This is a genomic window from Pseudoalteromonas sp. AOP7-A1-14 (assembly GCF_052376275.1).
Taxonomy (GTDB): Bacteria; Pseudomonadota; Gammaproteobacteria; order Enterobacterales; family Alteromonadaceae; genus Pseudoalteromonas.
In genome coordinates, this window is the sequence record NZ_JBQSVO010000209.1 from 1 (window position 1) to 2242 (window position 2242).

Here is a 2242-nt window from a genome sequence, read left to right on the forward strand (position 1 = left end):
GCGTATATTTGCTTTTGTTCTAAAACTGTTTTATCGGGAAATAAGTCATTAACAATATCTGGCCACAGCACACTAAGTGCTTGGCGGTCTATGTAGTTTATTATGGTGGCAAGTGCAATTAATGCTATTACCCACCAACGTAAGCCTTTAAGTTTCATAATTAATCCTTAAGGAAATCTTCTCGCATAGGACTAAAGGTATCAATTAAAATACCGCCAGTTGGACAGGTTGCACCATGATCAGCGTGTGGAGGCATAAAGCAGCTATCACCGGCTTTTAGCACTTTAGTTACGCCATCAATATTAAAATGAAATTCACCTTCAACAACATAGGTAACTTGAGAATGACGATGCGCGTGGTTGTAACCAATCGCACCTTCACTGAACCAAATTTTTACTGCCATTAACTCTTCGTTATAGCCTAGCATTTGACGTTTTAAACCATTACCTAAATCTTCAATTTCAGCTTCATTGCCAAATGAAAAGTGCGCACTTTGCTTTTGCATCTAAATTACTCCTAATCATTATTCATTTAATAAACAGCGCATTGGCCTTTTAAATAAATATTTTATTTTTATGTAAATGTTCACTTGCTCAGCTAACTGCGCGTCACCCATCAATAGGAACTTAACCACCTAACCTTTAAGGCTGGTAATGCCAACTGCGTGGCTTAAGATCATTAGGCTCATCACGCCAGTAACCTACTAAAATATATAAATATAATGGTTAATTACTTATACGATAAATTAGGTTAATATTTTAATAACCTGATAAAATAGTAATTATTATCGTTAAGAAAAACCAAGTTAAGCTATTATTAGCGCTTAAAAACAAGTACTTCATGATAAAAAGATGAGTAACCTGAATTAAGCGCTGTATTACACGGTACTGATATTATTTTTCTAATGTGCGGAAATAATCAAAAATTTCTGGCACGTTACCTTTACCCATACCTGCGTCAAATGCAGCTTGTAAATTAGCAGAAGAACCTTCGGCTATCTTCGACTCTGTACCTAAATCTTCAACCATTTGTAGGAAGTAACCTAAATCTTTGTTTGCATTAGCAATTGAAAAACCAAGGTCGCTTACATTATCAACAGCATAGTTTTTACAAAACTTCATAAATGGAGAGCTAGAAGGGCCCGTAGACATAATATCGAAAAGCTGCTGACGATCTACACCAGCACGGTCTGCTACTGAAAATGCCTGAGACATAGCACATACTGTTGTCATACCCATAAAGTTATTGATTAACTTCGTTGTATGGCCAGCACCCAACTCACCAAGATGGAATATATTCTCACCTTGCTCGTCTAAAACAGGTTTAACTTTATTGAACGTTTCAATATCACCTGCCGCCATAATATTAAGTAAGCCATCTTTAGCATGAGCTGGAGTTCTGCCTAGCGGTGCATCGATCATACCTACACCCTTCTTAGCTAAATCAGCGCCAATTTTTTGCGTTGATGAAGGAATTGAAGTACCAAAATCAATTAATACTGAACCTTCTTTAATACCTGCAAGAATGCCATCGTCAGCATAAACAAGTTTTTCAACGATAGTTGATGTAGTAAGGCAAAGCATGACAATATCAGCGCCGGCAGCTAACTCTTTCGCATTATCAGCTGACTTTGCTCCTCTGGCAGTACATGTCGCTACAGCCTCTTTATCGAGGTCCATAACAATCAGCTCATAGCCTTTGTTTTGTAAGTTTTCGGCCATATTCCCGCCCATTAAGCCTAAGCCGATGAAACCGATGATAGGTTTTGACATGTTTAACTCCTAGTGTGATAACACTTGTTTGTAAGTAAAAATAACTGCCGTAGAACGCCATTTATTATTAATTAAATAGAGCCACATTTAACTTTACGCTAAATATAACTCTGGTTATATATCGATTCCCTCTAAACCTTACCTTAGAGGTTACCAATTTTCATGCAAAAACATTATTACTATATATCCAATTTGTCAACCAATAACTAACATTTGTAAAGTTAAACATCGCTTCATGTAACTTTAATTTAGAATTTTCATTATCACTCACTCCCCTGCAGCGCACTATAACAAAGGATTTAGTAGGAAATGTCACTCTCTGGTGCATATAATTGCGAAAAGATAACTTATCATAAATATTGGTAATAAAGGTTTGCTGAAACTTAAGCTGTATATATATGTAAGATGAGCCAACACCCTGCAATTCACAGGGTTAGCTTAGGAACTAAGTAAACGTTATAAATTTACTT

2 protein-coding genes and 1 pseudogene are annotated in these 2242 nt (G+C 36.3%); all 3 read right to left on the reverse strand.

What is annotated here, in order from left to right:
* Positions 1–158, reverse strand: a pseudogene (locus tag ACT3RM_RS17540) (MFS transporter); the annotation flags it as partial.
* A 2-nt stretch (positions 159–160) separates the two neighbouring features.
* Positions 161–505: a cupin domain-containing protein gene (locus ACT3RM_RS17545; protein WP_444511470.1), complete on the reverse strand. Its 345-nt coding sequence runs from the start codon at positions 503–505 to the stop codon at positions 161–163.
* Between the two features lie 388 nt (positions 506–893).
* Positions 894–1772 (reverse strand): NAD(P)-dependent oxidoreductase, encoded by an 879-nt coding sequence (locus ACT3RM_RS17550; protein ID WP_444511471.1) that lies wholly within the window; start codon positions 1770–1772, stop codon positions 894–896.
* Between the last annotated feature and the right edge of the window lie 470 nt (positions 1773–2242).

What these genes read in the sequence shown, in the direction of transcription:
- ACT3RM_RS17545 (WP_444511470.1), bottom strand. Translation starts at nt 505, where the DNA reads ATGCAAAAGCAAAGTGCGCACTTTTCATTTGGCAATGAAGCTGAAATT.
- ACT3RM_RS17550 (WP_444511471.1), bottom strand. Translation starts at nt 1,772, where the DNA reads ATGTCAAAACCTATCATCGGTTTCATCGGCTTAGGCTTAATGGGCGGG.